Annotated in this window: 20 protein-coding genes and 1 tRNA gene; 10 read left to right on the top strand and 11 right to left on the bottom strand. The window is 50.0% G+C overall.

The genetic code is table 11. The annotated features are described in order from the left end of the window. Positions 1–28: 28 nt before the first annotated feature. Complete coding sequence (gene lipA, locus PN498_RS23560) at positions 29–916, bottom strand: lipoyl synthase (RefSeq protein WP_272065865.1); 888 nt, start codon at positions 914–916, stop codon at positions 29–31. Positions 917–1,508: 592 nt separating this feature from the next. Between lipA and PN498_RS23555 the strand changes: the two genes are divergently transcribed. Next, complete coding sequence (locus tag PN498_RS23555; RefSeq protein ID WP_272065864.1) at positions 1,509–2,048, top strand: response regulator; 540 nt, start codon at positions 1,509–1,511, stop codon at positions 2,046–2,048. A 95-nt stretch (positions 2,049–2,143) separates the two neighbouring features. On the opposite strand, the gene recR is transcribed toward PN498_RS23555, so the two are convergent. Next, positions 2,144–2,737 (bottom strand): recombination mediator RecR, encoded by a 594-nt coding sequence (gene recR / locus PN498_RS23550; RefSeq protein WP_272065908.1) that lies wholly within the window; start codon positions 2,735–2,737, stop codon positions 2,144–2,146. A gap of 96 nt (positions 2,738–2,833) precedes the next feature. Then, the gene (locus PN498_RS23545) at positions 2,834–3,670 is read right to left on the bottom strand and encodes a lipopolysaccharide assembly protein LapA domain-containing protein (RefSeq protein WP_272065863.1); all 837 of its coding nucleotides are present in this window, start codon (positions 3,668–3,670) and stop codon (positions 2,834–2,836) included. A gap of 201 nt (positions 3,671–3,871) precedes the next feature. Here PN498_RS23545 and PN498_RS23540 point away from each other — a divergent pair, with 201 nt between their 5' ends. Together PN498_RS23540 and PN498_RS23535 are read left to right on the top strand one after the other, a co-directional pair. After that, positions 3,872–4,291 (top strand): hypothetical protein, encoded by a 420-nt coding sequence (locus PN498_RS23540; protein WP_272065862.1) that lies wholly within the window; start codon positions 3,872–3,874, stop codon positions 4,289–4,291. Between the two features lie 387 nt (positions 4,292–4,678). Further along, positions 4,679–7,537, top strand: a complete 2,859-nt coding sequence (locus PN498_RS23535) for a TIGR02921 family PEP-CTERM protein (RefSeq protein WP_272065861.1) — start codon at positions 4,679–4,681, stop codon at positions 7,535–7,537. Positions 7,538–7,791: 254 nt separating this feature from the next. Here PN498_RS23535 and PN498_RS23530 read toward each other — a convergent pair whose 3' ends face one another. Further along, positions 7,792–9,999 carry a PhoX family protein gene (locus PN498_RS23530; RefSeq protein WP_272065860.1) on the bottom strand — a complete coding sequence of 736 codons (2,208 nt, stop codon included), beginning with the start codon at positions 9,997–9,999 and terminating at the stop codon, positions 7,792–7,794. 802 nt (positions 10,000–10,801) lie between these two features. Here PN498_RS23530 and PN498_RS23525 point away from each other — a divergent pair. From PN498_RS23525 to PN498_RS23515, 3 genes are all read left to right on the top strand, one after another. Next, a complete protein-coding gene (locus PN498_RS23525; protein ID WP_272065859.1) occupies positions 10,802–11,266 on the top strand; it encodes a hypothetical protein in 465 nt (154 codons plus the stop codon). A 194-nt stretch (positions 11,267–11,460) separates the two neighbouring features. Continuing rightward, positions 11,461–11,898: a hypothetical protein gene (locus PN498_RS23520; protein ID WP_272065858.1), complete on the top strand. Its 438-nt coding sequence runs from the start codon at positions 11,461–11,463 to the stop codon at positions 11,896–11,898. A gap of 102 nt (positions 11,899–12,000) precedes the next feature. Then, complete coding sequence (locus tag PN498_RS23515) at positions 12,001–13,254, top strand: saccharopine dehydrogenase family protein (protein ID WP_272065857.1); 1,254 nt, start codon at positions 12,001–12,003, stop codon at positions 13,252–13,254. A gap of 31 nt (positions 13,255–13,285) precedes the next feature. On the opposite strand, the gene trpD is transcribed toward PN498_RS23515, so the two are convergent. The 6 genes from trpD to PN498_RS23485 form a co-directional block, all read right to left on the bottom strand. Continuing rightward, a complete protein-coding gene (trpD, locus tag PN498_RS23510; RefSeq protein WP_334312283.1) occupies positions 13,286–14,350 on the bottom strand; it encodes an anthranilate phosphoribosyltransferase in 1,065 nt (354 codons plus the stop codon). A 208-nt stretch (positions 14,351–14,558) separates the two neighbouring features. Continuing rightward, positions 14,559–14,852, bottom strand: coding sequence for a YggT family protein (locus PN498_RS23505; RefSeq protein ID WP_272065856.1), 294 nt, complete (start codon positions 14,850–14,852; stop codon positions 14,559–14,561). Positions 14,853–15,062: 210 nt separating this feature from the next. Continuing rightward, entirely contained in the window at positions 15,063–15,449 is a 387-nt protein-coding gene (locus PN498_RS23500) for a winged helix-turn-helix transcriptional regulator (RefSeq protein ID WP_272065855.1), read from the bottom strand. Between the two features lie 281 nt (positions 15,450–15,730). Next, positions 15,731–16,180: a hypothetical protein gene (locus PN498_RS23495; RefSeq protein ID WP_272065854.1), complete on the bottom strand. Its 450-nt coding sequence runs from the start codon at positions 16,178–16,180 to the stop codon at positions 15,731–15,733. A gap of 40 nt (positions 16,181–16,220) precedes the next feature. Beyond that, a complete protein-coding gene (locus PN498_RS23490; RefSeq protein WP_272065853.1) occupies positions 16,221–17,366 on the bottom strand; it encodes an ABC transporter permease in 1,146 nt (381 codons plus the stop codon). Positions 17,367–17,571: 205 nt separating this feature from the next. After that, positions 17,572–18,420, bottom strand: a complete 849-nt coding sequence (locus PN498_RS23485) for an Npun_R2479 family HD domain-containing metalloprotein (RefSeq protein WP_272065852.1) — start codon at positions 18,418–18,420, stop codon at positions 17,572–17,574. Between the two features lie 245 nt (positions 18,421–18,665). Between PN498_RS23485 and PN498_RS23480 the strand changes: the two genes are divergently transcribed. From PN498_RS23480 to PN498_RS23465, 4 genes are all read left to right on the top strand, one after another. After that, positions 18,666–18,848, top strand: a complete 183-nt coding sequence (locus PN498_RS23480; RefSeq protein ID WP_272065851.1) for a hypothetical protein — start codon at positions 18,666–18,668, stop codon at positions 18,846–18,848. Between the two features lie 323 nt (positions 18,849–19,171). After that, complete coding sequence (locus PN498_RS23475; protein WP_272065850.1) at positions 19,172–20,467, top strand: efflux RND transporter periplasmic adaptor subunit; 1,296 nt, start codon at positions 19,172–19,174, stop codon at positions 20,465–20,467. Between the two features lie 152 nt (positions 20,468–20,619). Next, a complete protein-coding gene (locus tag PN498_RS23470) occupies positions 20,620–23,760 on the top strand; it encodes an efflux RND transporter permease subunit (RefSeq protein ID WP_272065849.1) in 3,141 nt (1,046 codons plus the stop codon). A 21-nt stretch (positions 23,761–23,781) separates the two neighbouring features. After that, positions 23,782–23,853 (top strand) — tRNA-Gly (locus PN498_RS23465). A 367-nt stretch (positions 23,854–24,220) separates the two neighbouring features. Here PN498_RS23465 and PN498_RS23460 read toward each other — a convergent pair. After that, a complete protein-coding gene (locus PN498_RS23460; RefSeq protein WP_272065848.1) occupies positions 24,221–24,769 on the bottom strand; it encodes a DUF3267 domain-containing protein in 549 nt (182 codons plus the stop codon). Positions 24,770–24,803: the final 34 nt, after the last annotated feature.

The raw sequence follows: 24,803 nt of genomic DNA, 5'->3' as shown, positions 1-24,803 counted from the left end.
ACTTGTGGGCAGAGCAAGACAGTGCTAGCTAGGGAGCTTCCCCAGCGTGATAGGAGCTGCGAACCAATGGACCAGAACGGACGTGAGAAAAGCCCAACGATCTTGCAATGTCGCCCAAACGGTCAAACTCTCCAGGGGTCCAATATTTCTGAACAGGTAGATGAGCTAATGAAGGCTGCATATATTGTCCCAAAGTGATGCGATCGCAGGCCACTGCTCGCAGATCCTTTAACGTTTCCACAATTTCCGCTTCACTTTCACCATGGCCCAACATCAGGCCAGATTTAGTGGCAATGCGGGGATCAATCATTTTGACGTGGCGCAGAACGGCTAGGGATCGATCATAGCGGCCACCGCGCCGTACCGGATTTTGCAAGCGCTTCACCGTTTCAACATTGTGGTTGTAGCAGGCAGGCTTGGCCTGAGCCACGGCAGCAACTCGACTGTGCTGTTGCTCAACAGCGCCTTCGCCACCCCAAAAATCCGGTGTCAATACTTCTATTTCAGTGTTGGGAGTGCGATCTCGAATGGCCGCGATCGTCTTCACAAACCAGCTTGCTCCCTTATCCGACAGATCATCTCGTGCCACAGACGTCAGCACAACATACCTGAGACCCAACAGTGCAACAGATTCTGCAACCTTCCTCGGTTCTTCAGGATCAAGCGGCATGGGAGGATGACCTTTATCAACCTGGCAAAAACCGCAAGCACGAGTACAAGTTGGCCCCATGAGTAAGAAGGTCGCCGTTTTGTTGCTGTAGCATTCACCTCGGTTAGGACAACGGCCTTCCTCGCAGATAGTATGAATTCCCCGCTGTTTGACAATGCGTTGGACGGTAGATAAATCGCTGGCACGACCCATCGAAGACTTCAGCCAGGGTGGCAAATGAACCCGTTCGCGCTTTGTCTGAGTCATATCTTGCTAATTCAAACCTTAAATTCATGATCTGGTTTTGCGATCGCCAAATGCCGCCATCTGCTTCGCGTCACCGGCTCTCGACGTTTGTCGGATACGCTCAGGATCGCCTCATATCAGAACGTCGTCCTGGATGAGAAAAGCAATATTTTTCGGGGCACTCTGTAGATAGAGCTGTAGCCATCTAGGCTAGTGCATCAAATAGTATCTGGATGCTGAGCCCATATCGCCGTCTGTCCTCACGGACCTGTCGACGGCTATGCTCCCAAGCATTTTCATCTTAGCGAATGACAATTAGGCACTATGATGAATCGCTGCTATTCTACTGTCCTCTGGAGGAGATAGGTAGAAGAGAGGGATAAACGATTTGCTTTAAACCTCTATAAAATCTACTGCGCTCGGCACTGCTTCTTAAAAACTCCGCTAATATTTGCTTTACAAGTATGATCGTTTCGCCCTTAAATTCAGTTTCGCAGCGATTGGCAATTGCTAACCTAAATAGAGCGATCGCGTTATTCAAACCATCGTGTCCATTAGGTATAGTTAGAGGTTTCTTCTAGCCAGTTGCATCTTTATCGCAGAGGAGTCAGTCGTGGCAACGCACAAAATTCTGGTGATTGATGATAGTCGCGTTATTCGGATGCGCGTTCGGGACATGTTGCCGCAAGGCAATTTCGAAGTTCTGGAAGCCAAGGATGGGGTAGAGGGACTCAATGCAATTCGTGAGCAGCGACCCAACCTCATCATGCTAGATTTTTTGCTGCCTCGGATGAGTGGCTGGGAGGTCTTCCAAGAAGTCCAAGCACAGCCAGATTTACAGCGCATCCCTCTCGTCCTTATGTCTGGGCGAAAGGAAGAGGTGACCGAAAAAATTACTGAACCGTTTGAATACTTCGAATTTATTCAGAAACCGTTTGAGCAAAAAGAGCTGATCGAAGCCATCAAAAGCGCGATGACCAAGGCACGGAAACCCCGGCCCACAGCTGCCGCCGCTCCATCTGCTGCCAGTGCTGGTTCCTCTCAGGACGTTCAAGTCCTCCAAGCGAAGGTAGCCAAACTCGAAGCTGAGGTCGCTCAGCTCAAAGGACAGCTTGCTAAGATTCTGGCCTTCATCAAGCAGAAGCTGAGATAGCTTGGGAAGCTGTGTTTTTTGCCTATGGACTTATAACGGGCTGACTACCGACGCTTTCAGCCTTACTCTCTGGGGCCGCGAAACAGGAAACGGTTCTATTCCAATAAACGCCGTCCTTCTAATGCCCGGGCTAGGGTAACTTCGTCAGCATATTCGAGGTCGCCGCCCATCGGCAGACCAAAAGCAATGCGGGTTACTTTGGTAAAGGGCTTTAAAAGCTGCCCGATGTAAAGGGTTGTCGTATCGCCTTCAATACTAGGGCTAATCGCAATAATCGCTTCTTGAATGTTTTCTTTGTTGACCCGATGAACTAACGGACCAATATTAAGCTGCTCAGGTCCGATGCCCTCCATAGGGGAAATCAAACCACCCAGAACGTGGTAGCGGCCTTTATATTCGCGAGTTTTTTCCAGCGCGATAACGTCTCGTGAATCAGCCACAACACAGAGTGTTTGTAAGTCACGGCTAGTTGACTTGCAAATGTCGCAGACTGGTTCCGACGACAGGTGAAAACAAATAGAACAAAATCCCATCTGCGATTTCGCGTCTACCAAAGCCTGAGCCAAGGCTTGAACTTCTCGCTCAGGACGCTTCAGCAAATGTAGGGCTAAACGTTGGGCCGTTTTGGGACCGACGCCTGGAAGTTTCTGGAGTTCTTCGATGAGTTGGGCTAAAGGACGGGCGTAAATAGCGTTAATCCTCGACTGAGTAGATCAACAAGCGGGGGCAAAAGAGTTGCGTTTAGCAACAACGTTTTGAGTATGTCCTACTTGAGTACTTCTATTTTATGAAACTTGCAGAATTCTGACTCGATTGCGACCCCGCTGCAATGCTTGGTCCAAAGCATGTTCAGCAGTTTCTAGGAGATGGTTACCGTCGATAGTTGTCAGCGTATCCGCGATCGCCCCACCAACGCTAACGTCCAATTCTTGCGCTTCTCCCGTTGGTAAAGTAGGCGGATTTTCCAAAATAGCCGCCTGAAGCTCTTCAGCGTAACTGGTAGCAGTTTTAAGATCCAGTCCCGATATGGTTGCTGTGAATAGTCCCCGACCATCACTGTAGAGCCACGTCTTGGTGGAAGCCTGCTGCTGAAGCCGTGCCGCAACGGCAGCAAAGGTTTTCTTCAGAGGATAGCCATCCTCTAGAACGGGAAGTGCCTTGAAAATCAAAACACTGAGTGAGGGCAGTTGAGCCAGGTTCTCTTGACGTTTAAAGTGGTCCAGCTGAGTTGCGATCGCCTTTCCAATCAAATCTTGGCGAATCAGACCTGTTGTCGGTTCAATTACGCCCAGAGACTTTAGCAGCTCTTCATAACTTTGTTTGACAGCACTCATTTTCTGGGACTCTGCTGTAATCGCCTGGTCTTTCGTTTGGACAAGCTCAGTTAGACTGTCTGCTTGCTTTTGCATGCGGGCAGCCTTGAGGTTGCGGCGAATGACCGCAGGTACGGAAACCAATAGACCGATAACGACGCCAATGGCTAAAGTTCCTAGCAGAACAAGCGCCAAAGATTGACGATAACTCCAAATGAAAAGTTGAATTGTGACCAGATTTGTGTTCTGTAGCGCGAATAAGATAGCAAGGAAGGCTATCACCAGCGCAGAGATTACGTAAAGTCGCATGATGCTCGAAAATCGCTGTCCTTCCTAATTATCCTACTGGCATATGGTTTTTCGAGAAATGGCTGCTTTAGCGCTACTTTTCAGTCGTCTAAACATCAGTTTTCTGCTGATATTTAGACAGGGGTTACGGTTAACTAGCGTCTGCCTTATCGATTGGGGTGACCAATACAGGAGAAAAGATCAGTCTTCAGGCAGAGAAGCATGACAATAACGGCAATGGACATTAGCGGATGCTGGATAGGAACTTATTGGCAGGCAGCGCAACCCACACGATTTGAAGCAACGTTAATCCAAGGCGGAAGCGTTCTAGATGGTCGCATTTTGGATGAGAACTATTTAGGAGAGGCCTGGGTTAAAGGGGAACTCTTAGGTAGCCGCGTATTTTTCATCAAGCGATATCTCACCACTTCGCCAAGTCCTATTCGATATAGCGGCACCCTTTCTGAAGATGGGGATTATATGCACGGCAATTGGCGTATTGGCTATTTCGACTCTGGACCTTGGGAAGCCTATCGAGCCTATGACTCTCTGTCTGAGGAGTTGTCTCTTATCGTGGCAGAAAAGAATGCTGTGGCCATGGCATCTACGAACAATAATTTTCTGCTAGCCCAGTCTTTGTAGGGTATCGAGTTCGCCATTGAGAGCGTGTTGGGAGGGTTGATGTTCAACTCAGAGTGTTGGCTTCCATAGGGTGTAGCCCTGAATTGCTCAAGGCAGAAGTTATAGAAGAATGCACTCAATCCTGGCCAATAAGCAATCTAGCATTCACGTTCGGCTTAAGCTCAACGGCAACCGCTTCATCAGTTGGATAAAGATTCCCTAAAGAGGAACTTTGAGGTTGTTTTGCTCAGTCAGTATCTCTAAGATCGCCTGCATCCTTCTGAAATCATGTGAACCGATCAGGCCAACACTGACAGTTATCCGACTTAATCCGACCGTATTTATCTGGGCATCGCACAACGGTCAAAGCCACCATAGAGTCGATTTATTTTTAACTTAAAGTGAACCATGAACTCGCTTTCTAGCTTCATTCATATTCTCAAGGTCTGGGTCACCGGAAAACAGAATCCTTCCGCAGGTCAAGTTGCTAAAAGCTTGATCAACATATCCTACCAGATCATTTTTTGGGGATGGAATACCTTGTTTTTGTTTGTGGTGTATCTCGGTTTTTTGCCGTTGTTTGGCGCCCCCTTAATCGAATCGCTAATCTCCGGAGAAATACCGTTTCCTTTTGTCATTCCCCTGCTCAGCTTTTTAAGCGTTCCCCTAGTCTTTAGTGCTATCGGACTGACCCGTCTGAGAAAACATCCAGCCTCCCTCATGCGTCTGTTTTATGGGGTTGAAGCCCCCATCATGGCACTCTCCATATTGCGAATGTTTGTATTGCGGGAGTTGACGCCCGCCAGCACGCTGCTCATCGCGGCAGGGGCACTAGCGATCGCCACTGTGGCTCTCGAACTCTTCTTTGGCTATGCCGCCTACAGTAAAGGCTTAGCGCAATGGCAAATGGCTGCTCACACCGTAGTGCTAACCATGGGACTGTATGTGGGCGCTTTCCTAATGTTTTACACCGTGCCCATCTTGTGGGCATTTCTTGCCAGCCTGCTGCGGTTTGAATGGGTAGGGTCATTTATCAATCAACTCGGGTGGATCTGGCAACCCTATGAAACTTTGGGTCCTCTGGAAGCCATTGGCTCTTTCATTGGCAGTGTTTACCAGTCCATCCTGGTCATCTTAGGGCTAAGTTTATTTGGCTTTAGCGCCACGTTGTTTGTCGGTATGCCTTATGCGCTGGTGGTCATATTCACCCGCTCATGGGACCGCATTCGCCATGCCTTTACCCAGCAGTTTGGGCAATGGTCAACTTGGCTGACCACGGCTGGCGTAGTCGCGACTTTGGGACTGCTATTTGTGCTGACCTACCCACAGCCCCAAACTCAAGCCTTTGCGTTACTAGAGCAAACGCCTGATTCTGCGATCGCCCGTCAAGCACTCATCCAGCAGTCTCCCAAAATTCGGCGAGGACTGTTGAACGCTTATTTGATGCGATACCGCTACCTGAGTTCCTGGGAAGAAGCGGATAATCTGCAAGCCTGGTATCCCAATGTGCTGCCCATTAGCCGAGAGCAAGCGGGGCTGTTTCAGCGGTGGCACAATGCCCTACTGTCCCCGTTTTTATATCAGGGGGATCCCAGCAATATCGACCAAGTGGCTGAACTCTACGCCAACTTCTTTGATACGCCTATTCAAAAAGCAGAAGCAGACGCTATTCAGCACGCCCTGGAATCTACAGTTCAACGAGATACGGTTGAGGCCAGCCTACTGAATATTACGGACCGCGTTGTGGCCTTGGCTCGACAAGAGGTCACTGTTGAGCCTGCAGGTGACTGGGCGGAAGTGACGCTCTATGAGCGCTACGAAAACTTTACACTAGACGCTCAGGAAATTGTCTACCAGTTCTCAATGCCTGAAAGTGCTGTCTTCACTGAACTCTGGCTAGCAGAACCCGGTGTTCCAGAGCGCTATCGATTTGTCGTCTCGCCACGGGGGGCCGCGCAGGCCGTTTATAAGCAGGAGATTGAACGTATTCAGGCCGAAGATCCGGCGCTGCTAGAGCAAGTTGGTCCCCGTCAATATCGTTTGCGGGTCTTCCCCATTCCAGGACGAACCAGTCGTTCTGAACCGGGCGTGACTCATTTGTGGATGACGTATCAGGTGGCCCAGCAGGACGGTGCTTGGCCCCTGCCTCAACTCACAGAGAAACGTAATATCTACTGGACTCAGAAAACAGAGCGTGTCCGCTCAGGGAATGCAGTGCAACAACCTGAAGATATTTGGTACGAGGCGACGATCGCGGCAGATACCAAAGCCGCACCTCAGTCCCATACGGCAACGTTACCCGAGGGCTATACGGTCACCGCTACGCCCCTCGCGAAGACAACGTCTGTCGCTCTGACAGGTCAAAAATTGGCTGTCCTGATTGACACTTCGCGGAGTATGGGCGATCGCCAAGACGATCTGACTCAGGCCCTGAAAGCGGTATCAGCGATCGCTAAAGACAACACCCTTGACTGGTTCATTACATCTGATGATGGAATGGCCCCTCATAAAGTTGGAGCAACGCCCGACAGCAAGGCCCTCTCCTTCTATGGCAACCTATCCCTTACCGACCAGCTCAAACAGCTCAATAGTTTGCGTGAAGAGGCTCAGTACGATGCCATTTTCGTGCTCACCGATGCTGGCAACTATGAGTTGGAAGATAACGAAGCCGAAATTCCCGCCTTGCCAGGTTCGCTTTGGCTTGTTCATTTAGGCGGCAATGTGCCAACGGCCTATGCTGACCAGCTGCAACAGCGGTTGTCCGACTCCCAAGGAGGTGTGACAACTACCTTTGAGGAAGCAGCGGCTCGTTTTGCCAGTGAACGGCAGGCCGACGGTACCATCATGGACGGGTATCGCTGGGCGATCGCCCCAGGTGCTTCAAGCGCCAACCAGAACGGCGAAGATTTTCAGGCCCTGGCAGCTCGGCAAGCCATCCGCTGGCTCAGCCGTAGTCGCGATGTCACCCAAGTTGAAGAACTGGATGCACTGCACGCGATTGCAAAGCGCACTGAGATTGTGACACCGTATTCCTCAATGCTGGTGCTGGTCAATGATCGCCAACGCGAAGCCCTGGAAGCAGCCGAGAATAGTAGCGATCGCTTCGCTCGTGAAATTGAAACGGGAGAAGATACGCTGACGAATCCTAATAACCCGCTATCGGCCCCAGTGCCAGAAAAAACGACATCTTTGGGCGTTGTGTTGGTCGCAATCCTGCTGCTGTGGGGAAGACGGCGCCATCGTCTTCGTGCAGCCGATGATCGCTGATATCGCTCGTCGCTTCCCGATTTTGGATTCCAGAGGGTTTCAAATCTGGAATCCAGTCAGGCAGCAACCCTATAACGGGAAAAGATGGGATGAAGATGAAGGGCAAGGCCAATCTGAATCGCCCCAGACACCCCATCTCAGACCAGCCAGCGATTGTGTACAGCTTTAGCCGTCTAGGCTTAGCACCCATAGATCCGGGTGCTAAGCCCATAATCACAGGGCTCGCCGTTTTGACCTACCGGAACTGGCGACAGCTATACCAGGGTGCCACCATCGATTTTCCGCACCGCGACGACTGCCGGACGAGGAGCAGCATTGACCGTTTTGCTAGGCCAATTAGACCCTAACGGCACATTGCGCTCTTGCATAAAGGGGGTGCCATCCGTTGTCTGCATAGCAAACTTACGCGTCTCAAAAGCTCCATTCGTGCGGATCCCGTGGGTTTCGCCTGGGTGCTGTGCCGCTAGGAACAACGTCGTCTGGTCATTCGTGATGAACGGACCACACATCTCGCATTCCATTGGACCATAGCCAAACATGAAGGCTTCTCCGGCATTGGGACCAGACGTGGGAATGAACCAGACTGAGTTATTGCCGAACAGCCCCCGTAAGTTGGACTGACTTACAGGATTACCCTCTTCATCGATGCGGCTAGCAACTTCGCGATTGTGCTTGCTGGTGGACATATCCGTCACCATCCACAAATGGCCCTGGCCATCGATCTCCAAATTGTCGGGATTGGAGAAGCCGAAGCCGCCTTCCGCAGGCTCACCCCCCAGCGCTAGCATTTCCCATTGAAAACTCATCGCCGCCGGATCACTGTCTGACTCTTGCAGCTTCATAATCCAACCGTGCTCGTAGGGTGTTTCGCCATTGGGACCTTTGAAGATCTCATTGTTGGGACCACCGTCACCCCCAGGGCCACCGGAAGTGAAAGCAATAAAGAGCGTGCCATCTGCTGCGACGTCGGTATCTTCAGGTCGTGCTGTTGTCGTTGCTCCCACTGCATTCGCCGCAAAGTGAGCATCAATCAAGATAGCGCCTTGCTTTTCTTCAGCATTGCCTTCGTATAGATCGTCTAAGGTGCGGTATTGCTGGGCAAAAGCAGTAACTTCTGCGTCAGACTCGATCTTCATCATGCCCCCTTTTGGACGCTTAGGCAGGGTAATCATGCCGCCAGCAATCTTACTTGGCATATCGGGATTCACTGCGGTATCTGCTGTGAGTGGCATCCAGACACCAGACCCATCAGGGTTGAACTTGGCAGCATAGAGCATTCCCGCTTCCATAAGTTGGGAATTGGCCTTGCTTTGGGGGTCGGTAACGGTGCCATCGCTGATGAACTTGTAGACATGACCGCCCCGGCGATCGCATCCCGAATACACCGCCAATTTCTTATTCTCAACTGCCCGAACAGCGACAGCCTCGTGACGAAAACGGCCTAGCCAGGTATGCTTCACGCCGTAATCGTCAGGATTAGCCGGATCAACTTCTACCATCCAGCCATATTTGTTGCCCGTATAACCAAAGGCACTGCCCAAACCATCGAGATCTTCCGTACTCACAACGAAAGGCTTCTCCGAAATGGGTAGGGATGTGCCATCTGCGTAGACAGGTTCAGGCACAAAGTTCTGGAAATTTTCTTCGGCGCTCATAACTGTGCCCCAAGGCGTAGTACCTCCAGCACAATTGTTAAAGGTCCCAATGATTTGAGAGCCCAGAGTATCTAGATAGCCTTGTCCGGACTGCTTACGAAAAACCGCAACCGCTGGACCTGTGGATTCTAAGTAGCGGCCATCTTCTAAACCAGAAGCGCCGGTAATGCGACGGTCTGCATTTGAGAAGGTGCGGACCCACTGCCCATCAGCGTTTCGACGGATGGAGATGACGCCAACGCCTAGATCAACTAGAGCTTCTTTACAAACTGCCAGCATCTGAGCCTTGAGCGGGTCGCTATCAAGCATTTCACTAACATTAATGCCCTCTTCTCCGGCTGCTTCCGCTGCGGCTTTGACAGTCTCCAGCGGCAAGGTATCACCGATAACGTCTGGATAAGTTTGCAGCCAGGTCCCAGCACTGATGTATTCGAAATTGATGGTTAAAAAGCCTTCGTTGGGAGCTGTTTCAACAAACGAAAGATAGTCGTTGTTGTAGCCAAAGCGAGAGTCACCGATGGCATCTCCCCAGGCCCCAATGACGTCATAGGTATAGCCATTTGGCAGAACTAAATCATCTTTGACGACATATTGTCCAAACAAACTAGGTTGCTCAGATGGAGGAATGTTGACCGCTGGAACAGGCATTGGCCCTTTCACAGGTTCGAATGGCAGTGTGCCCGCGATCGCAGGCGTACCTTGAAACGGGGTGACTATCTCTGTGCCAGAACGACCTAGAGAACCAAACGCGGTTGCACCTGCAGTTGCGCCCAAAAACATTAAGAAATTTCTACGCTTGAGGCTCATATGATTCGTTACGTCTCCAAAAAAGGTGCCGGTTTTCTCCTCAATGCCCTTCGCGACGCCACTTGTTCAAATCCAGAAAGATGAACTGCAATCAAGGATCAATCAAGCTAATTCAGAACATCAGCCTGTAGGACCTGCCCTAGGAAGTCCACATACAGCGCCCAAAGGACCTTCTTTCGTAGCACCTTACGGTTCGGAGATTAACGGTAGGTAATCAACGTCGGATAAAAGAACAAGATTTTCTCAAAAAGCGTAGAAATTTCAAGTAGATCTACGGGCCTTAGACCTGCGTCCAGCCCGATAAGCGAGTGTGGCTGCTTCGCCTCTGAAGTTTTGACGAAACCTCAACCCAATGAACTTAGTGTGGCTGCACAGACCCCGCAAAGATGAACCTATTGAGCTTTGCCTCTGATTTTTGAAAAGGGTCACTTCAAAAGCTGGCACTTTTATGTAAACCGCTATTTTGCCTGAAAGATATTTTTATAGAACAGGAAAGAGAACTGGCTGAAAACAGCTTGGACCTCAAATGTAGTCCCAATTACATCTCGCAAAGAGATATTACGCTCTGGGCACCTCAGTCATAAGGGTGTTGAACTGTCCTTTAAAGTGGATTAATCAGATCACATTTTCTAATAACACTCATTAAAAACTGCATACATTTTGAAGGAGATTGGTTGTGATAAAAACAGACACTACATTGGGCGTAGTTTTTCAAAAAGCTTTATTCACTTTCTGCAATTGTGCTAAACGTGACATTCGCGGCACAAAACGATCTGTTTTGTTGGGTGGATTGTTAAGCGCTTTGATGTTTACTGGTGCAGTTCAAGCCAGTCCTCTTCAAACCGATGAAGCGACTTCTAATCCCCTTCTGGAAGCTACAGAAATTGTTCGGCCAATCGACGATGGGATCTATGTCTATGGCTCGGCTCCAGAAGCCGATCAAGTTGGCGCAGGTTACTTGGTTTTTGAAGCACAAGGGTCCAGTGTGATTGGGGCAATTTACATGCCGCAATCATCCTTTGATTGCTTTCAAGGAACCGTCAGTGGCAACGAACTGGCACTTCAGATTACCAACAGCTACACCCAAGAAGTCTACGATTACGACATTGCACTCGTCTCCACTGAAGAGCCGATCGCTTCCACAGAGGCTGTTGAATTTCCTTTACAGCTAGAAGGCTTCTTCGACCTAGGCACAGCTGATGAGTCCAATAGGGAGCTTCTTGCAATCTGTCAGGCAGATCTGCTCTCCCCAGAGATGGAGCTTTAGAGTTATAAAGGGTGGTTTCTACCAGCTATTTTGGCATCACAAGACTTTTATTCAGAGCTTCGAGATAAGCTGGCTTGTCTTTAAAGTTCAGATTTTTGTAACTATTTCAAGACGAAATTCGTTACAAAGTTGACTGATCTAAAAGAAACGTTATCTTAGTTTGAAAGTTGCGTTTTCAGGAAAGGGGCTAGAACGTGAACGCAGCCGAACAGGCAACAAGTATCGAATTCGCTAGCAAAATTGCAACGGTCGTTCGTCTCTTCAAATCGGAATTTCCTGCTCTAAGAGTTGATTTGAAACCTTGGACGAACGATGACGATACAAGAGCGCTGGTTGATCCTGACTCAGTCGATATTGGTTTCCATTTTCCTGGTGTAAGTCGCCCCTTTCAGTGTCGCAGTTTACTCGTGCAGATTCGCTTCTATAGTGATCCTGAAACCCATGCCAAGCGGGTGATTGGTATGGAGGTAGGTGGGTTTGACCACCGGGGTAAGCAGTGGGCTTTTTCGACTATTCATCAATGGACGTTTGCGGGAAGCACAGAGCCGGAACAAGTGGCTGGCGATCGCTTAAAAAACTGCTGTCGTCAAATCTTCGATGTTTTCAATGGCCCCATGCAGGAGTCTGCATAACTGAACATTCGTATCGCTTCATTCGTGCGAAAGGTGCCGAGTTGGCTTTCGGGACTTACGCTGTAAGGGGCAACCCAATGATATGATCGTCCAAATTTTTGTATGACTGACGCCAACACTACCTATGACCTTGTTGTCTTTGGTGCAACAGGTTTTGTGGGTGAAATTCTCTCTCGTTATCTGCTTGATCAGGCCGATGAGGACGCTTTGAAGTGGGCGATCGCTGGTCGTTCTCAGTCCAAGCTGGACAACCTTTCCAAAGCTCTGGGACCCAAGGCAGCAGGCTTGCCACAGCTGATTGCCGACGCTACTGATGAAGCATCACTGCGCCATCTCTGCACTCAGACCCGCGTCGTCATTTCAACAGTCGGTCCCTATGCTTTGTATGGTGACTCGCTAGTGAAGATCTGTGCCGAAACAGGAACGAATTACTGTGACTTAACCGGAGAGGTACAGTGGATTCGCCGCATGATTCAAACCCATAGCGCACGGGCAGAGAAAACAGGGGCCTGCATTGTTCACTGCTGTGGATTTGATTCAATTCCGTCCGATCTAGGTGTGTACTATCTCCAACAGGAGGCCCAGCAACAGCTAGGCAGCTTTTGTGACCAGATCAAAATGCGACTGGTCAAAGCCCAGGGCGGCTTTTCAGGTGGCACGGTGGCAAGTGGAATTAATTTAGTGAAAGAGGCCTCTGTCGATTCCGAGGTCCGTCAAGCCTTAGTGGACCCATATTCCCTCTGTCCAGAGGCGTCCTCTGCTCACACTCACCCTCCGGTCCTCATTCCTGTCAAATACGACAAAGATTTTCAAGAATGGGTAACGCCTTTCGTAATGGCGGCAGTCAATACTCGAATTGTTTTACGTTCCAATGCTTTGCAGCAACAGCCCTATAGTGAGAAGTTTCAGTATGACGAAGGGATACTGACTGGCGGAGGCGCAGCGGGTTGGTTCGTCGCGCAGGGGCTGAAGCGTTCTATGGAAGGGCTAGGGCTAGCAGCAGCGTTTTCTCCTACTCGTTGGCTATTGGAGAACTCGATTGTTCCTGCCGCCGGATCGGGGCCCTCTGTAGAATCCCAGCAAAACGGATTCTACGACTTGCGGTTTTTGGGAAGAACTAACCGTGGTGGCAAGATACAGGTGCAGGTGCAGGGCGATCGCGATCCGGGATATGGTTCTACTGCCAGAATGCTGGGACAAGCTGGTATTAGTCTGGCGAAGGATATTCCTGAGTCCGCAAAAGGTGGTTTTTGGACACCTGCAGCCCTATTTGGAGACAACTTAATAGCTCGCCTAGAACACTATGCGGGACTAACTTTCAAAGTTGTTGATGTTCAAACACAAGACGAGTGGTAGCCGGCGCGCAGTCGCCCCATCGTTTGGGCGGCTAAGCCTTTAGGAAAGCAACCAGTGCCTCTAGCTTTGTCCAAGCGGCCCCACTGTTGATCACTGAACGTGCTTGCTCAACACCTGATGCGATCGCTGCGTCTAATGTGTTGCCCTGAGCTATGCCCGCAACCTTCAGAGCCAGAGCAGCGTTGAGCGCAACGACATCCTGCTGAGCAGAGGTGCCTTTTCCCTGCAAAACATTCCGTAGAATAGCTGCGTTTTCCTCTACTTCTCCTCCTCGTAATGCGGCCTTATCAGCGCTAGTTAGCCCAAACGCTTGGGGATCGAGTGTCTTCTCGACAACTGTCCCATTTTCCAACACTGCTAAATCTGTTTTATCGCCCAAGCCTGCTTCGTCCAAACACTCCCGTCCGTGTAGCACGATCGCTTGAGGCATCTCTAGCTGATTTAACGCCTCAGCCATCGGCGTCAGCACAGAAGGGTCAAAAACGCCGATCACCTGGCCTGTGGGCCGTAGAGGATTAACTAATGGTCCTAGCAAGTTGAAAACGGTGCGGACTTTGAGAGTACTCCGTAGAGGGGCAACCGCTTTCATCGCAGGATGCCATCCTCGGGCAAAGAGAAACGTAATCCCAACTTCTTTCACCGCAGCTTTGGCTGCATCAGGAGAGGCTCCTAGATCGACTCCCAATGCCTCTAGAACATCAGCTGATCCGACTTTGCTAGAGGCAGAGCGATTGCCGTGCTTTGCCACAGCAACACCTGCTGCTGCTGCGACAAACGCGACGGCGGTAGAAATGTTGAAGGTATGAGAGCCATCCCCTCCAGTCCCACAAGTATCAATCATTGGCGTAGGCAAACCGGAATCAGCGGCTTCACCCCCCAAAGACTGGGCTTGCAGAACCCTCGCCATTCCTGCTAACTCAGCGGCGGAAACCCCTTTAGACTGTATGGCTGCTAATAAAGCCCCTGAAAGCGTCGGGGGAATCTCTTCAGTCAACCATCCCCGCATCAAAGCTTCGGCTTCCATAGCCGTTAAAGACTGTTTATCAATAATCTGCTGGAGCAGCGTTGACCAGTCGTAAGTCGGGAGATCAGCGATCGCAGTAGTCACGGTACTGGCTAAACCTAACTTGAACTTCAACAAAGACACGGAGCCAGCCTGGCGTGCTGGCTAACGGAAAGAAGAGACATAATGATTCCTGCTTGCTCTGCCCCCAATGGTGGGCAGACTAAAGTACAAGCTGGCATACCGCTACTTTTCGCTCAGGGGATCAGATAGGTACGAGCGAGCCTCTTGCCACAGCAAGTTAGAAGGAAGCATAAGCGACTGTTGCAGCCACTTCACTCACACCTGCTGACACAATCTGTAGAACGATGAATGCCAGAATTGGAGAGAAATCAATCCCACCCAAAGGGGGAATTAGCGAACGGAAGAGATTGAGATAGGGATCAGTTAGCTGACTCAATGTGGCAAAAGGCTGATTCATCCAATCCACATTGGGAAACCAGCTAAGCAAAATCCGAATAATGAGTAAAACAAAGTAAATGTTTAGGAATGTTGCAAATGCCTGAGCAAACATCCCAACAAAAGAAGAACCCATGTATTTAGTAGCCTCCTTATCAACAGCAGGCAGGTTGTTGGATTCTAGTGTACTTGATGAATGAGGCACATTTGCCTAGGAGAAACCCCTCTTTAAGGTCGAGATTTCCGCCAGGCAATTAGACTCACTCAACAGTTACACCGTCAATCCCCAAACCTGCCCAAACGTTAAACGCCAGTGCTAAGCCTCAGCATAGCAATAACCTAAAGCTTAAGCCGAGAGTGATTCAGGCTTGAAGAGTGAATTTGGTTCCATTGGGCATTCGCAGGCATCCTGCTCTAGCCACTGTTCACCCAAAACCTTCAATGACATCATCACGGGCTGAATTTCTCGCCCCTTTTCTGTTAACGAATACTCGACTCTGGGAGGGACCTCAGGAAAAACCTTTCGGCGAACGACCCCATAGCTTTCCAGTTCTCGCAATCGAGCGGTAAGAGTTTTAGTGCTGATTCCAGGAAGTGCCTCAAGGAACTCATGCGTGCGGCGGCTGCCAGAAAAAAGCTCCCGCAAAATCAAAATAGCCCATTTGCTGCCGATAATTTCTAAGACAAACTGAATTGGGCAGCGAGTTTCCTGGCAGAGAGGTTGGTTTTCCATATTTCTTGAGAGAACACGGGTGGAGCTAGCCGTCATTGAACTTCGAGAGACGCGCTATGTTCATGATGTGTGCTGGAAAGGCGTAAACCGCAATAACTCACGGTTCTCTTAAGTTTTCCCGATAGTTCTCTTAAGTTTTTCTATTCGAAAACGATAATATATGGCCCTTGCCAGTTTCGTGAGGGCAAGACAGCAAACCGTTTGGCTATACGCTAACCATCCCAATGATGTTGGGTACACAAGCCCAGATGACTAAAGCTGTCAATCTAAAGACGGTTCTGCTAGGCCGAACCATTGTGTACGGGTTGCCAGTACCACGGGCGATCGCCGGTTCCAGGCCGCTGCAAAATTTGCCAGTTATCCGTCAGCGCTTCATTCTGAAGGATTAATGTGAAAGGAACTTGCGACTGTTTGATGGGCGATCGCTTAGGATAGCGCAGCGTATATTGATAAGTTCCGGTCACTTCGTAAGCCAAGTCATCCACAACTTTGACTGGGTGGACCTCACGAACCTGGACTTTTTTGACGTTCAAAGTAGGTGTGGTCTCACCTCCTGATGTCGTCAGCTGTTGCCAAAGGTCAAACTGTTCTTGCTGGGCTTGTAAAGTCACTGCTTCAGCCACGATCTCTTGAGGAATATTGGCTTCAATGCCACTGCATCCCACCGTTCCCAGCAGTAAGCTGCCAATCAAACACCCAACTATCCAGTTGCGCAACCTACCGGAGGTCATCAGCGATAGGGGCGTGAAGAATATTGATATCAAGCGCTCCTTAATCACTGGTTCGTAGACTCCTAGGATCGAGAGCATCCCGTAAACCGTCACCTAGAAGGTTGAACGACAGCACTGTCAGCACAATCAGCAGTGCAGGCGGCCAGATCAGCCAGGGGTGGAGTACCAAAATTGAGGCATCACTGGCAAGAGACAGCATATTCCCCCATGAAGGATCAGGTTGCTGAATACCTAAACCAATCAAGCTCAAGATGGCCTCCGCTACGATGAAACTGGGAACTGCCAAAGTTGCTGAAATGATGACGTATGTTGCCGTTTGAGGCAGAATATGCCGAATAATGATATACAGCGGTCGTCCACCCATCGCCTTGGATGCGGTCACAAACGTTTGAGACTTTAGTGAGAGCACTTGCCCGCGAATGACTCGTGCTAGTCCTGTCCAGTTAATAAACGAAGTGATCACAACGATCAGCAGAAATCGCTGAGTACTCGATAGAGTAGCGGGCAAAACAGCGGCCAAGGCAACCAGTAGATAAATCGCTGGAATGGTCATAATGACCTCTACCAGACGCATCAAAACGACATCTATCCAACTGCCAAAATAGCCCGCTAAGCCTCCTACCAGCATTCCTAGCGGAAACGATAAGGAAATGCCAATTAGGCCAATGCTGAGGCTAACCCGTCCACCATAAATAAGACGACTGAGTTGATCGCGGGCCTGCTCATCCGTGCCGGAAAGATTCCAGCGACCAGGGCCAACTGTGCCAAACAGATGAAAATCACCTGCAATGCCCGGGAGTATAACTCTTTCCTGAAAATTGGGCTCAGTCAGGGAAAACCGCGTCGGCAGAGGTAGAGCCAATCGCAGCCATCGATAGGCATCTCCTCGCACAAAAAGACGAATCGGCGAGGGCTGCTCAAAATCCACAAAAACCTCCCGCTCTCCCGTTTCCAAAGAAACAGGTCCTTGGACGGTCGGGTAGACATGGGGACCTATGAACTGTCCCGAAGCCTGATCACGCCAGTAGATTTCTGTCGGCGGCAATAGAGAAGCGTTGGGCGCAGAGAAATAAGGATCGTAAGGGGCTGTGAACTCTGCAAAGAAAACGGCAAGGTAGAAAAACAGTAGGATAGCTGCGCCTACTTTGGCGAGGGTATTTTGACGAAGCTTTTGCCACCAAGTCATGCCAACACAGTTGTGAGATGAATTAAAGAGCTAACTTTAAGCACCTTGAGAACTAAATTGCAGAACGTTGATTGGATCTCCTGCTGTCATCGCCCCTTTGGCAAAAGGAGCTATTCACCACCTGAATTAGCCTATCCCTTTTGGTAAAGGGCGGTGGAGGGATCTAGCCCTGCAGCTATCTATCAGCAACCTAATTCTCCAAGCACTAAGTAGGAACGACACTTTTTTCGTTCTCTACCATAAACACATTTGAGTATAGGTTAGCAATGATTTGTTTGCCTTCCTGAGTCAGGGACAGGTAGCGCAAGCCATCTTGAATGTAGGGATGCACCACCTTCCAGTAGAACGTAGGATAGTTGTGCTTCAAGTCATCGGGATGACGGTAGTTAAGGTATTTGTTTTGCCCCGTTTCCTCAAACTCATAGAACAGTGCCCCGATTTTCTTCAGGTAGCGGGGATCGCTGAGCTGACCAATTAAGTCAGCAGCTCTAACCAATCCTGGAAAATGACGAGTATCCTGATGGTCTTCTTCTTTGGGAACCGGGAACCGAGTTAGTTCAACGTTGTGTTTGATCACGTTAGCGTCGATGATCCGGTTCTTGCCAAATCTTTCTTCGATAAACAGTTTGCCGCGATCAACATGATAAGGAGTCAAGGAAGCGTCTGAGGCTCCAGGACTGAGTTTGACCATTTCATCTCCATTTCCGGTCGCATAGAGATGTTCGCGATCGCGATCGCTCCGACAGACACCTTTCACATAACCAATGTCATGACAAACCAGAGAAATGATGAAGTGAAGCCAATCATCAGTACCAACTCCCCCTTCTCGAATCTGCTTGCCTCGTAAAATTTCCTGCCCCACCAGTGTGACTAAGATCGTGTGCTCCACATTGTGATAAAGAGCATCACTATTGGCGATGTTTTCCAGCGCCATGCTTCCTGCCCACGCAATGATGTCCTCGTAGTCAGGATTGAGACCACCGTAGGTCCGGTGATAACCCGCACGAAGTTTTTCTACAAAATCGGAGATCAGAATCTCAGTCGCATTAAACATGCCGATGCCTACCTAAACGTTCCAGATTCATTAATCACTACCGTTACAGGAACCCTGATCACTAAAGTCTCAAACTATAGCGATAGCCACTTCATCAGATCTTAATACTCAGTAGAGCTTAGAGCACGATCAATCAATGGTTCAGCTAAAGACTCTTAAATACGGTATTCCAGCTTGGATTTAGGTAGCGAAGAGTATTAAAGAATGACATCTGACTATTGCAACAGATGACGGACGAATTGTGTGTGATTTTTGTCAAGCCAGGACAAGCTAAGCGGATTGGCGCAGCCCTCGAAGATTTAGGAAGTAGAGAGGGGAACGTCTGTGATCAACTTTGCGTCATGGCGATCGCAACTGCCGCTATAAAGCTCATGCGTCGTCAACATGCAAAACGGGGGATTCGTAGGTCGTCACAGAACACAGTGTAGGCGTTGCCGTCTTGCAGAGTGGCCTACCATTCCAAGCAATACGTTGTCCTTTTGGATGGCAATCCAACCTCCAAATTCAAGCTTGACAGACCCCTAAGCTGTCTCTCAAGACAGCAATGATGAGGACTCAGGGGGTTGATCTGGGTGAGTCCGATAACGGGGGATTGAAGGGTTCAACTCAGGATGTCTAGCGGCGGGATGACCGATGTGTCCAGGGGAAATTTAGTTTTACCGTATGCCAGCAAATATTAAGTCATAATTAAAAGTAGAGGCTGCTTAACGTTGCTTCATCAAAAAGAGCCTAATTAGGCGGGAATTCAGTTGTGACACAGCTTCAAGATTCGGACTCAGTAACTGTGGTAGAGAATGAATCGTCTTTGGCGAAAGAAGTCTCCAGCGCTCCTAGGGGCTATGGCAAGTTATTCATCGGCGTTGGTTTGGGCATCGCGATCGCGGTTCTCGGATCGCGTTTTTTTGCCGGTGGCTCAGCCCCCATAGAAGATACTCCCGTTGCTGAGACGACCAGCCAGGTGAGTGCTCAAACTGTGACGGTGATTCCAGTTCAAACAGGGCAAGTAACTGAGCGCTTGACCATAACTGGAACTGTCCAGCCAGCCGATTTGCTGCAGGTCACGCCTCAAATTGGTGGCTTGCAAATTCGAGATGTTTTAGTGGATGAGGGCGATCGCGTCGTTGCAGGTCAGCCGTTAGTCATTCTCAATGACACCGAACTGAGAACGCAAATTGAGCAGGCGCAGTCTCAGATTGAAGTAGCTCAAGCACAGCTTCAGCAAGAGCGAGCCAACTTGTCTCAGTCCCAGGCTTTACTAGCAGAGGCAGAAGCCAACGAACAAAGTTACCGCTCTCTAGCCGACCAGGGCGCGATCAGTCGAGAAGAACTACGAAGTCGCAGTACTCAGGCCGCCACTGCCCGAGAGTCGGTTAGGGTTGCTGAGGCAAACGTCGCCAGCGCTGAAGCAACTATTCGCTCTCGTCAGTCCGAACTGGCTCGCTTAGAGAACCAGCTGCAATACACAACGGTTGTTGCACCAATGGATGGCATCGTGGCAGAGCGCCCCGCTAGTGTCGGTAACGTCTCCTCAACAGCAAGTGCTGTTGTCACCCTCATCGAGGGAAATCAGCTTGAGCTGATGGGGGATGTGCCCCAAGCGCAGCTGACCCAGGTCCAAATCGGAGCACCCGCAGTTGTGACTTCAAGTACTGACCCGTCTATCCGCGTTGAGGGCACTATTCGAGAAGTGCAGCCACTCATTGATCCACAGACGCGAACAGCAAAAGTCATCATTGGTCTGCCGGAGAGCGATCGCCTCCGCGCTGGCATGTTTCTCACCGCCAACATTCAAGTCGGCCAGCGTTCAGGTTTAGTGATTCCTGCAACGGCCCTGCTGCCCCAAACCGATGGCTCAATCCAGGTTTATGTTTTGGGTGAAGGGCAGACTGCTGTGGCCCGCTCTGTCGAAGTGGGGACACGGATTTCAGGAACGGGTGATACCCCTGACCAAGTGGAAATTGTGCAGGGGCTTCGCGCAGGCGATCAAGTGATTGTGGCTGGTGCCAGCTATGTCCAGGAGGGCGATGTCGTTACTGTCGCAGAATGACGAGTATTTGCCTATGCGGCGATCGCACTGACCATACAAGCTGGGGCAACGCCATATGGGAATGAACATCCTAGCCCCTGAAAGCTGACCACAGCTTCATTGCTCCTCCCTGACTCTCCATCCGCCTTCCCATCCATTCCTGACCTAATCCTATGTCCTTCAACGTTTCCGGCTGGTCTATTCGACGCCCCATTCCGACCTTGGTTCTATTCCTGGTCTTAACCTTGGCAGGACTGGTTTCCTTTAATAGCTTGGGAATAGACCTTAACCCTAATATTGATCTGCCCTCCGTCATCGTGACAGTGGGCCAAACAGGCGCGGGGCCTCAGGAATTGGAGACACAGGTGACCAAAAAGGTTGAGGATGCTGTCGCGGGACTGGGCAACATTGACGAAATTTACTCCACGATTACTGACGGAAATTCCCAGACGATTATCAACTTTGTACTGGGTACCGATACTGATCGCGCTACCAATGACGTGCGCGATGCGATCGCTCGCATTCGATCCGACCTCCCAGCAGCGGCTAACGACCCAATTGTGCGGCGGCTGAATTTTGAAGGCGGCCCGATTCTGACCTATGCGGTCATTTCAGATCAGCGATCAGTTGAGGAACTGAGTGATTTAGTTGATCGAGAAATCAGCCGCAGCCTGCTATCAGTTCCAGGGGTCGCTCAGGTCAATCGCATCGGCGGCGTTGACCCTGAGATTCGGGTAGACCTTGATCCCAATCAGCTGGACGCATTGGGAATCACGGCCTCTCAGGTGAACAATCAGATTCGGGCACTCAACGTCAATTTACCTAGCGGTCGCGCTACGGTGAGTCAGCAGGAACAAGGATTACGAACTCTAGGTAGTGCTCCAACGGTCGAGGCGCTAGCCAACTATCGAATTCAGCTTCCCAACGGCACGGCTGTTCCTTTGAAAAGTTTAGGATCTGTCGAACGTGGATTTGCCGAAGCCCGCCAAGCTGCCTACTTCAATACGCAGCCAGTGGTCGCATTCTCGGTACTCCGGAGTACAGGCAGTGTTCTTGTCTCTGTAGAAGAGGGAGTCACAGACCAGGTTGCTGTTTTAGAAGAAAGCTTGCCCGAAGATATTACCTTGCAGCTCATCTTCACCCGCGCCACCGATATTCGAGATTCCTATCAGGCCTCTATTGAAGCGCTCATTATCGGCTGCATTCTCGCCGTCGTCGTCGTCGGGGTTTTCCTACGAGACTGGCGGGCGACCCTCATCACCGCTACCGCGTTACCCCTGTCTATCATTCCAACCTTCTTGGTCATTGACTGGTTTGGCTACACCCTAAACAGCATGTCGCTGCTGGGTCTGACGCTAGCGGTAGGAAATTTGGTAGACGATGCGATTGTAGAAATTGAGAACGTCGAGCGTCATATTCGCATGGGTAAGCCACCTTTCAAGGCCGCGATCAACTCTACGGCTGAGGTAGGGCTTGCCGTCATCACGACCACCGCAACAATCGTTGCCGTCTTCATTCCAGTTGCTTTCATGGGCGGCATTCCAGGACAGTTCTTCAAACCGTTTGGGGTTACCGTCGCCACGGCCACAATGTTCTCAACCCTGGTCGCTCGACTGATGACGCCGATGATGGCCGCCTATCTGCTCAAGCCAAAACCCGCCAAGTTAGAACCGGCAGAACCTGCTCTCAACGGCAACGGTAACGGTCGCGCTCCGCGTCGTCGTTTTCATCCCTATCAGTCACTTCTGAAAGCAGGATTGCGCCATCGTCTTTTGACGATCGCCCTTGCGGTCATGTTCTTCATCGGCAGTCTGATGCTGGTGCCCTACATCCCCACTAGCCTGTTCGAAGCAGGCGATACGGGTCTATCCACTATTGTGGTCGAATTACCACCGGGATCGACACTCCGAGATACTCACCAAGTGACTGGGCGGCTCACCACTGAACTGCTCACCCACGAAGCCGTTCAAAACATTTTGACGTCTGAAGGGAGAGACGGCGTTAACCAAGCCTCTTTATTTGTGCGCCTAAAACCTGAAGAAGAGCGTGTAGCCAGTCAAGATGCTTTTGAAAAAGACGCACGACAGCTATTTTCAACTATTCCCGGTGCTCGTATTAGCTTCGAAAGTCAGGGAGCTGGGGGACAAAGCAAAGACCTGACCATCATTTTGAAGGGAGACAATCCGACTACGCTACTCGAAACCTCCAGTGCTCTGACACGACAGATGCGAGAGATTCCGGGACTGGTTGAAGTCACCTCCAGCGCCAGCTTAGTCAAACCTGAGATTTTGATTACGCCTGATCCTCTCCGAGCCGCTGATTTAGGTGTTTCTGTACAGGAAATTGCCAACACCGCCTTTCTCGCCACCCTGGGCGATACGGAGTCCAATCTGGCTGAGTTTACGTTGGGCGATCGCCAGATTCCAATTCGCATTCAGCTCAACCCTGAATATCGCGATCAGATCGATACCTTACGCCAGCTCAAAGTCCCTGGCGAAAACGGCAATCTCGTTCCTTTAGTTGCCGTTGCGGATATTGCCTTCGGTAGCGGTCCAGCCCAGATTGATCGCTTTGATCGCGCTCGCCAAGTCACCATTGGCGGCAACCTTCAAGGCATCACTCTAGGACAGGGGCTAGCAGCGGTGAACACCCTGCCCGCGCTCCAAAACCTGCCCCCCGATGTGCAACAGCAGCCCGCAGGAGACGCCGAGATCATGCAGGAAATCTTCGGGCGCTTTTTACTAGCGCTAGGAACCGCTGTTCTGATGATCTATGCCGTTCTAGTTCTGCTCTACAACAGCTTCCTCTACCCCGCTGCAGTGATGGCAGCACTACCTCTGTCCATTGGTGGTGCCCTCATGGGCCTGCTGGTAACTCAGAAGCCTCTCGGCCTTTTTGCTCTCATTGGGGTTGTTCTGCTGATGGGCCTGGTTACCAAAAACGCCATCTTGCTAGTGGACTATGCGCTGATGGCAAAAGCAGAGGGCAAATCGCGGCGACAGGCAGTTATGGAGGCAGGCACCACTCGCTTGCGCCCTATCCTGATGACCTCCATCTCCACCATGGCAGGGATGATTCCTATTGCGTTGGAATGGGGCGCTGGCTCTGAAACGCGGAGTCCGATGGCGATCGCGGTCATCGGCGGCTTCAGCACATCGACCCTCCTTACCCTAGTCGTTGTTCCTGTCTTCTTCACCTATATCGACGGTTTCCAGTCCGGCATCCGCAATCTGCTCCGTCGCCTCAACGGTTCCAACCCAAAGTCTCCGCTTCATAAAGAGTTAAAAGCCTACAAAACACCCGCTGGAAAATAGCCCTATAATGAGGAGCCAACTGCGGGTGTAGTTCAGTGGTAGAACGTCAGCTTCCCAAGCTGAATGTCGACGGTTCGAGTCCGTTCACCCGCTTTCAAACTTTTCAGCCTCAAACGATCTTTAGGAGAATGGTGGAATGGCGTAACCATCATCCATGCTTGCGGGGCAACTGTAGATTCTCCATGTCTCGCTAAGACAAGCATCATGCAGAAATAGAAATCCTTTTCAAAAAACTCTTCGCACAATACAGAATTCATGGTGTAAGCCAAAAATCGATCCAATCAGACATAGCAATACGAGTTGATTTATGCGGTGAAACGCACAAGATATCTATGCAAACCAGACGCCTATTTTGAGGGTTTTACGATTCATGCAGAATCGTCGTAGCAATTGACTATATTGTCAACAAACCAATGCGATTTCTGTTTCAGCCTAATGATTTGTTAGCCTATATGAACAACTACTGACAATCTGAATTGATAACATAACAGCCCATTCGCGTTGGATGATCTTCAACCAACACTCCAGCTTCAACATTTCTTAATAGCCACAATATTAAAATATCACCGCCTGCTGCCAGCGTAAAAAACAAGCCAAAGGTTAGAAGCAAACTATTACTTGTCAGGATTCCTAGAAGTGCAGGTACTAGACCTAAGAGTACACCAGGCATAACTACCCCTAACTTGTAGGCCCCTACATCTATCGTCTCTTGGCAATGGGCATATGGCGTTAGAACTTTCCAAGCGACACCATATTTGATTACATTTGATGGCTTGTTTCCAAAAAACTTCCAAGCTAATCCATGAATCAACTCATGCAAAATAACTCCTACAAAAATTCCTATGAGAGTAAGAAAAGGATATCTTAGAAAGGTAGTGATTCCAATGAAAAGCTGTTGCCATCCCCATATCCATATATAGATTCCAGATAGAATTATTATGGGTGGTAAAGCAGCAATCGTGGCATAAACATTACCTTGACTCATTGAAACCGAAACATCTTTTTTCATACCTTTCCTAGGGTGGCTATTCTAAATAGATATG

Source organism: Oscillatoria sp. CS-180 (assembly GCF_028330965.1).
In the GTDB taxonomy this organism is placed as follows: domain Bacteria; phylum Cyanobacteriota; class Cyanobacteriia; order Phormidesmidales; family Phormidesmidaceae; genus Halomicronema.
This window is presented reverse-complemented; position numbering and strand designations above follow the sequence as displayed.

Bases quoted from the DNA above. Each gene is read 5' to 3' on its own strand.
- PN498_RS23500 (WP_272065855.1), bottom strand. From the start codon at position 15,449: ATGGAAAACCAACCTCTCTGCCAGGAAACTCGCTGCCCAATTCAGTTT.
- PN498_RS23470 (WP_272065849.1), top strand. From the start codon at position 20,620: ATGTCCTTCAACGTTTCCGGCTGGTCTATTCGACGCCCCATTCCGACC.
- PN498_RS23505 (WP_272065856.1), bottom strand. From the start codon at position 14,852: ATGGGTTCTTCTTTTGTTGGGATGTTTGCTCAGGCATTTGCAACATTC.
- PN498_RS23460 (WP_272065848.1), bottom strand. From the start codon at position 24,769: ATGAAAAAAGATGTTTCGGTTTCAATGAGTCAAGGTAATGTTTATGCC.
- PN498_RS23515 (WP_272065857.1), top strand. From the start codon at position 12,001: ATGACTGACGCCAACACTACCTATGACCTTGTTGTCTTTGGTGCAACA.
- PN498_RS23495 (WP_272065854.1), bottom strand. From the start codon at position 16,180: ATGACCTCCGGTAGGTTGCGCAACTGGATAGTTGGGTGTTTGATTGGC.
- PN498_RS23540 (WP_272065862.1), top strand. From the start codon at position 3,872: ATGACAATAACGGCAATGGACATTAGCGGATGCTGGATAGGAACTTAT.
- PN498_RS23530 (WP_272065860.1), bottom strand. From the start codon at position 9,999: ATGAGCCTCAAGCGTAGAAATTTCTTAATGTTTTTGGGCGCAACTGCA.
- PN498_RS23485 (WP_272065852.1), bottom strand. From the start codon at position 18,420: ATGTTTAATGCGACTGAGATTCTGATCTCCGATTTTGTAGAAAAACTT.
- PN498_RS23545 (WP_272065863.1), bottom strand. From the start codon at position 3,670: ATGCGACTTTACGTAATCTCTGCGCTGGTGATAGCCTTCCTTGCTATC.
- PN498_RS23535 (WP_272065861.1), top strand. From the start codon at position 4,679: ATGAACTCGCTTTCTAGCTTCATTCATATTCTCAAGGTCTGGGTCACC.
- lipA (WP_272065865.1), bottom strand. From the start codon at position 916: ATGACTCAGACAAAGCGCGAACGGGTTCATTTGCCACCCTGGCTGAAG.
- PN498_RS23490 (WP_272065853.1), bottom strand. From the start codon at position 17,366: ATGACTTGGTGGCAAAAGCTTCGTCAAAATACCCTCGCCAAAGTAGGC.